This window comes from Paenibacillus filicis, assembly GCF_038070315.1.
Lineage (GTDB): Bacteria > Bacillota > Bacilli > Paenibacillales > NBRC-103111 > Paenibacillus_G > Paenibacillus_G filicis.
The window spans coordinates 259,631-266,738 of sequence record NZ_JBBPCC010000010.1 but is presented as its reverse complement, the minus strand read 5'-3'; the positions used below and the strand labels follow the sequence as shown (position 1 = coordinate 266,738).

At 57.5% G+C, this 7,108-nt stretch carries 7 protein-coding genes; 3 read left to right on the top strand and 4 right to left on the bottom strand.

All coding sequences use genetic code 11. The features are described 5' to 3' along the window. Positions 1-150 precede the first annotated feature (150 nt). Genes WMW72_RS17255 through WMW72_RS17240 form a run of 4 tightly spaced genes read right to left on the bottom strand, consistent with a single transcriptional unit; the run spans position 151 to position 3,420 of the window. Entirely contained in the window at positions 151-852 is a 702-nt protein-coding gene (locus tag WMW72_RS17255; RefSeq protein ID WP_341416760.1) for an urease accessory protein UreF, read from the bottom strand. 37 nt (positions 853-889) lie between these two features. Further along, the gene (gene ureC, locus WMW72_RS17250; RefSeq protein WP_341416759.1) at positions 890-2,692 is read right to left on the bottom strand and encodes an urease subunit alpha; all 1,803 of its coding nucleotides are present in this window, start codon (positions 2,690-2,692) and stop codon (positions 890-892) included. Next, positions 2,693-3,058 carry an urease subunit beta gene (locus tag WMW72_RS17245; protein WP_341416758.1) on the bottom strand — a complete coding sequence of 122 codons (366 nt, stop codon included), beginning with the start codon at positions 3,056-3,058 and terminating at the stop codon, positions 2,693-2,695. Between the two features lie 56 nt (positions 3,059-3,114). Then, positions 3,115-3,420 carry an urease subunit gamma gene (locus tag WMW72_RS17240; protein WP_341416757.1) on the bottom strand — a complete coding sequence of 102 codons (306 nt, stop codon included), beginning with the start codon at positions 3,418-3,420 and terminating at the stop codon, positions 3,115-3,117. A gap of 302 nt (positions 3,421-3,722) precedes the next feature. Between WMW72_RS17240 and urtA the strand changes: the two genes are divergently transcribed. From urtA to urtC, 3 genes are read left to right on the top strand one after another with little or no spacing between them, the layout of a single operon-like run. Then, positions 3,723-4,991 carry an urea ABC transporter substrate-binding protein gene (gene urtA, locus WMW72_RS17235; RefSeq protein ID WP_341416756.1) on the top strand — a complete coding sequence of 423 codons (1,269 nt, stop codon included), beginning with the start codon at positions 3,723-3,725 and terminating at the stop codon, positions 4,989-4,991. Positions 4,992-5,038: 47 nt separating this feature from the next. Further along, positions 5,039-5,944, top strand: coding sequence for an urea ABC transporter permease subunit UrtB (gene urtB / locus WMW72_RS17230; protein ID WP_341416755.1), 906 nt, complete (start codon positions 5,039-5,041; stop codon positions 5,942-5,944). Between the two features lie 22 nt (positions 5,945-5,966). Continuing rightward, positions 5,967-7,091, top strand: a complete 1,125-nt coding sequence (urtC, locus tag WMW72_RS17225) for an urea ABC transporter permease subunit UrtC (protein WP_341416754.1) — start codon at positions 5,967-5,969, stop codon at positions 7,089-7,091. Positions 7,092-7,108 lie beyond the last annotated feature (17 nt).

Genomic DNA, 7,108 nt, shown 5'->3' with positions numbered 1-7,108 from the left:
GATTGTTTATACTTCATGTTGAGTGCCTCCTGTGCTGGAATTGTTCTTTGGACGGAACGTTTCCCAGTATACAGTTGGCGCTTTTTTCATTCAAACCTTAAATTAATTCATTACAGGAATGGCTCCTTAAATGTAAACCTTCTGGATCATTCAGGACATAAACAACCGGGAATAGAGCGTTTCATGCCGCATCATCGCCAGATCTGCCTGCGGCGTGCTGGACATGCCGTCCTCCAGCGGGTCCAGCGCTTCCGCGAGCGACCAGGCATGCCGGATGGCCGGCAGCAGAGAAGCGATCAGGCGCTGCCCCTCCGTTTGACCGAGAGACATCAGTCTTAGCCCGCTATTGACGCCCGTCAGCACACACTGGTACAGATATCCCTCGGCAGCAGCTGTGAGCGGGACCCCGAGCTGCCAGACAACCCATCCGTGAAGCAGCGGATGCGTGCCGATGCAGCGGCGGTCGTTCATCGCCTGCGTCAACGGCTCCCAGCTCAGCTCCGGATACATCGAGCAAGCCAGCTTATGCAGCCTGCGTCCCATCTTGGCAACACCTTCCCTGGTCTCGGCTGCCGACCGCTGAACATGCTGCATCCGGTCTACCTGCCACAGTCGCTCCCATTCGCCTGCAGGGGCATACACATACACAGCCTTGACGGCGAGTGCATCCAGTGTAGACCAATTGAAGCGCAGCATCGTCTCCAGGTACAGCTTCAGCTCGGATGGTGTCTGGACAATTCCTTCCTGCACAAGCGTCTCCAGGCCGAAGGAGTGGGAGAACCCCCCGATCGGCAGCGCCGAGTCGAGAAACTGCGTGTATGCGAGCCAGCTCTGTTGAAAATCTGCATTCAACCGTCCGCCTCCCCTCCCTTCGTACCGCAGCGAGCCGTTAGAATAGAAAATACCTCTGCGCCATCGGCAGCTCCCTTGCCGGCTCACAGACAGCCGGCACACCGTCTACCTTAACCTCATACGTTTCCGGGTTCACCTCGATATGAGGCGTCTCCCCGTTATGCACCATGTCCTTCTTGGTAACGCCCCGGCAATGCTTGACGGGTTCAACTCGCTTGCGCAGGCCGAGCTGATGATGCACGCCCGCATCGAATGCGCTCTGTGAGACGAAGGTCAGGCTGTGACGGAGCGCCAGCCCGTAAGCCCCGAACATCGGACGGCCCATCATCGGCTGAGGGGTCGGGATCGAGGCGTTCGGATCGCCCATCTGGGCGAAGACGATCAAGCCTCCTTTGATCACCATGTCCGGCTTAACGCCGAAAAACGCAGGGCTCCAGACGACCAGATCAGCCAGCTTGCCGACCTCTACAGAGCCGACCAGATGGGAGATGCCGTGTGTAATCGCGGGATTGATCGTATACTTGGCGATATATCGCTTAATCCGGAAATTATCGTCGCTGGGAACTTCCATATCCGGGCCTGCTCCCGGGCCGTCCGCCAGACTGGGGCTGGCCCCTTCTGCCAGTGCGCCTACCGCCTCATCCTCCAGGCCGTCCGGGTCCTCCAGCCTTCCCCGCTGTTTCTTCATCTTATCCGCCGTCTGCCAGGTACGGATGATGACCTCGCCGACGCGTCCCATCGCCTGAGAATCCGAGCTGATCATGCTGAACACGCCCAGATCGTGGAGGATATCCTCCGCCGCGATAGTCTCGGGACGGATCCGCGAATCTGCAAACGCCACATCCTCGGGAATACGGCTGTCCAGATGGTGGCAGACCATCAGCATATCGAGATGCTCTTCCACTGTATTCACCGTGTACGGCCTCGTCGGATTCGTCGAAGAAGGAAGCACGTTCAGCTCCGACGCGATACGGATAATATCAGGCGCATGCCCTCCTCCGGCGCCCTCCGTATGGTACGTATGGATCGTCCGGCCGCCGATAGCCCGGATCGTATCTTCGACAAAACCCGCTTCATTGAGCGTATCCGTATGAATCGCTACCTGAATATCCAACAGATCGGCGACGGCCAGGCAGGTATCGATCGCCGCAGGCGTCGTTCCCCAATCCTCATGCAGCTTCAGACCGATAGCACCGGCCTCCACCTGCTCGATCAGAGGCTCTGGGAAGGATGCATTGCCCTTGCCGGTGAACCCTAGATTCATCGGAAACGCCTCTGCGGCCTCCAGCATCCGGTGAATATGCCATGCGCCCGGAGTGCAGGTGGTCGCTTTCGTTCCCGCAGCTGGGCCGGTACCTCCGCCGATCATCGTCGTGACGCCTGAGGACAATGCCGTCTCGATCTGCTGCGGGCATATATAATGAATATGCGTATCGATCCCGCCCGCCGTAATCAGCTTTCCCTCGCCTGCGATGACTTCCGTAGAGGCACCTATGATCATATCCGGAGAGACACGATCCATAATATCCGGGTTCCCTGCCTTGCCGATGCCGATGATGACCCCATCCTTGATCCCGATATCGGCCTTGAAGATGCCGCCAGCATCAATCACCACCGCATTTGTAATCACCGTATCCAGCACACCCTGATCCCGGGTATGGCGGGAGGACTGGCCCATGCCGTCGCGGATCGTCTTGCCGCCGCCGAATTTGCATTCGTCACCGTAGCAGGTATAATCCCGCTCAATCTCCGCCCACAGGTCGGTATCCGCCAGACGGATCGCATCCCCCGTCGTCGGACCGAACATCAGCGCATAAGAGCTTCGGTCCATCCGGGCCATCTACTCCCCCTCCTCCCACTCCATAAGTCTGGTGCGTACCGGTTCAGGCAATGGCCCTCGGACTGCCTGGCCCCGGCTAAGCCCATTCAGTCCGAAGGACAACCGGTCTCCTCCCAGCTCGATGAGCGTAATTTCCTTCTCCTCGCCAGGCTCGAAACGCACGGCCGTCCCAGCTGGAATGTCGAGACGCATGCCATAGGCTTCAGCCCGCTCAAACCGGAGGGCCCGGTTGACTTCAAAAAAATGAACATGCGAACCGACCTGAATCGGACGGTCGCCGATATTTATGACAATCAATACATGGGTAGATCGGCCTGCGCTCAGTTCGATGGCACCTTCCTTGATACGGTATTCTCCCGGTATCATCCCGGCATCCCTCCTGATCGGCGATATACAGTATGTGCAGCCGTCCGCTCAAAGCTTCAATAGCGAATCGGGTGATGGACAGTCACCAGCTTCGTTCCATCGGGGAAGGTCGCCTCGACCTGCACCTCCGGGATCATCTCAGGCACACCAGGCATCACCTGGTCTGCATTCAGCACAGCGGCCCCCGTCTCCATCAGCTCCGTGACCGTTCTCCCGTCCCTGGCCCCCTCCATAATCTCCGAGGTGATCAGCGCGACGCATTCGGGATAATTCAGCTTCAATCCCCTCTGCATCCTGCGCCTGGCAATATCGGCAACCACCGTAACCAGCAGCTTTTCTTTTTCCCTCTCCGTCAAGTACACAAGCATCCCCCCCAAACACGAATATTGATGCTAGATATCGTTCATTGTATTCGGGTTTGGTCATTTTGTAAACATTTTATGTTATACTTAATGACATTTATTATTTCACTAAAGTGAAACAACCTCCAAAAATAATCATTTTACAGCAAAAACACAATATTAATGTAAACTAAATGTTATGTTTTTAATATTTTTAGTTAAATAAGACTATTTTAAGTGATGTATATTGACATTACATAATTACCCAAATATGATGAATCCAGCAAGATACCCGAACGATACAAAGAAAAGGGAGTGGTCGGATGACAACAAGTAAACATCATCTTTCCAAATGGATGGCAGGTACGCTTACCCTCGCCATGATGCTCGCCGGATGCGCCAATCCGCCTGCAGCCCCGACGACGGCAGAGAGCTCGGCTGGAACTGGCGCGAAACCCGAGGCTGGAGCCGGCGATACCATACCGGTGGGCGTCCTCCATTCCCTTACCGGGACTATGTCTATCAGCGAAGTATCCGTGAAGGACGCTACCCTGATGGCGATCGAGGAGATCAATCAGGCGGGCGGCGTGCTCGGCAAGCAGCTCAAGCCCATCATCGAGGATGGCGCTTCGGATTGGCCGACCTTCGCAGAGAAGACGAAGAAGCTGCTGCAGAAGGATAAGGCCGCAGTCATCTTCGGAGGCTGGACCTCGGCAAGCCGTAAGGCCGTCCTGCCTGTCGTCGAGCAGAATAAAGGTCTGTTCTTCTATCCGGTCCAATACGAAGGTTTGGAATCTTCCCCCAATATCTTCTACACCGGCGCCACCACCAACCAGCAGATCGTTCCGGCCGTCTCCTGGCTGCTGCAGAACAAGGGCAAGAAATTTTTCCTCCTCGGCTCCGACTACGTCTTCCCGCGCACCGCTAACAAAATCATCAAGGAACAGCTCAAAGCCGAAGGCGGAACGCTGATCGCCGAAGAATACACGCCTCTCGGGCATACCGACTACAACACCATCATCAGCAAGATCAAGAAAGAGAAGCCTGACGTCGTGTTCAATACGCTGAACGGTGACAGCAATGTAGCCTTCTTCAAGCAGCTTAAAGATGCCGGCATCAGCGCCAGCGATCTGACGACACTGTCCGTCAGCGTAGCCGAGGAGGAAATCCGGGGCATCGGAGCTTCTGTACTGGAGGGTCATTATGCGGCCTGGAACTATTACCAGACGACCGCTACGCCGGAGAACAGCAAATTCGTCGCCGCCTACAAAGCCAAGTACGGCAAAGACCGTGTCACGGACGATCCGATCGAGGCCGGGTACTTTGGGGTTTACCTGTGGGCTGAAGCTGTCAAGAAAGCGGGTGCCTTGGATGTTGAGAAAGTGAAGGCCGCTGCCAAAGGCATCGAGTTCAACGCGCCTGGCGGCAAAGTAACGATTGACGGCGACAACCAGCATGTATTTAAGACCGTCCGCATCGGTCAGGTGCAGGCAGACGGCCAGTTCAAGGAAGTCTGGAATTCCGGGCAGCCCGTTAAGCCCGATCCGTTCCTCAAGACCTACCCGTGGGGCGCGGAGGTCACCAAGAAATAGGCGTCCGCATGTCTACGCACTCATTTTCCGTTAGGAGGCGATGTGTATTGAGCATTCTATGGCTGCAAGTCTTCAACGGCCTCTCCCTTAGCTCGGTGCTGCTGCTGATTGCACTCGGTCTCGCCATCACGTTCGGTTTGATGAACGTTATTAACATGGCGCACGGCGAGTTTATTATGATCGGCGCCTACACCACCTTCATGATTCAACGGGCCTTTCAAGCCTATCTTCCGGCGGATGCCTTCGGCTATTACTTTGCCGCCTCGCTGCTGCTCGCCTTCCTGCTCGCAGGAGCCGTCGGCTGGCTGATGGAGATCCTGCTGATCCGCTTCCTGTACGGCCGCCCGCTCGACAGCCTGCTCGCTACCTGGGGCGTCAGCCTCGTGCTGCAGCAGCTCGCAAGAACGATCTTCGGCGCACCGAACGTCGCCGTGAAAGCTCCCGCCTGGCTGGACGGGGGGCTCGCGCTTGCCCCCGATCTAATCCTGCCCTACAAGCGCTTGTTTATTATCGGGCTGGCCTGCCTGTGTATTCTGGCGGTGTTCCTGTTCATCTACCGCACGCGCAGCGGACGCAACATCCAGGCGGTCATGCAGAACCGGCAGATGGCCTCCTGCCTCGGCATCTCCACCCAGCGTGTCGATACCGTCGCCTTCTCGCTGGGCTCCGGGCTTGCAGGCGTGGCAGGCTGTGCCTTGACGCTGATCGGCCCGATCGGGCCGTCGATCGGCACCTATTACATCGTGGATGCGTTCATGGTCGTCGTGCTCGGCGGAATCGGCAAGCTGGCCGGGACCGTGTTCGGCGCCCTCGGCATCGGCGCAGCGGGTACGGTCATCGAGTATGGCACGAGTGCAACGATCGGGAAGGTGATCGTCTTCACGCTGATCATCGCGTTCCTGCAATGGAGACCATCGGGACTTGTGACGACCAAGTCCAGAGCTCTCGATTAACTAGCGAAGGAGTGCTGCCTATATGTACGGCATGCTAAGTATCGGCGGCAAATACAAGCTCGTCCTCACCGCCATTCTGTTAATTGCGCTGCTAGCAGCTCCCTTGCTGCTATCCGAGTTCCGGCTTGGCCTGCTCGGCAAATTCCTCGCCTTCGCGATCCTCGCGATCGGCCTCGATCTGATCTGGGGCTATACCGGCATCTTAAGCCTGGGTCACGGCGTATTCTTCGGCCTCGGCGCCTATGCCATGGCCATGCATCTCAAGCTGGCCGCCTCCGGCGGGGAGCTGCCGGACTTCATGTCCTGGAGCGGCGTTGAGACGCTACCCTGGTTCTGGGTGCCCTTCCATTCCGCCGGGCTCGCCGTCCTGCTGGCTATCGCCATCCCGGTGCTGGCCGCCCTGCTCATTGGGTACTTCACGTTCCGCAACCGCATCCGGGGCTCATTCTTCTCCATCCTCACCCAGGCTACGGTGATCATCGCCGTCACCCTGTTCGTCGGGCAGCAGGGCTATACGGGCGGAACCAACGGCTTGACCAACTTCAGCACCTTCCTGGGCTTCTCGCTGAGCGACCCTGTGGTCAAGCGAATGCTGTATATCGCGACTGTGCTGATCCTGGGGCTCGTGCTGCTGGCCTCGCTGAAGCTGGCTTCCGGCAAGCTCGGCAATATCCTGATCGCCATCCGCGATGCTGAGAACCGCGTCCGCTTCCTAGGCTACAATCCGGTCACGTACAAATTGTTTATTTACTGCGTGTCTGCAGCGCTCGCCGGAATCGCAGGCATCCTCTTCGTGCTCCAAGAAGGCATCATCTCGCCTGCGCAGATGGGCATCGTTCCTTCTATTGAAATGGTGCTATGGGTAGCTATCGGTGGCCGGGGCACCCTGTTCGGCGCCGTCATCGGTGCCTTGCTGACGAATACCGCCAAAACGACGCTGAGCGAGGCCTATCCAGAATGGTGGCCAATCGTCATCGGCGCCCTGTTCATCATCGCCACGATGCTGCTGCCACAAGGAATCGCCGGAGCTCTATCCGGCTGGATCCAGCGTTACCGGGTGCAGCGCGGCAATCGCCGGCAGCCGGTGCGTCCGGCTGCTGCCCTGGCCTCTTCCGGCCTCGCAGAGCCGGGGCCTGAACAATCCTAACCGAAACGGAGGAACCA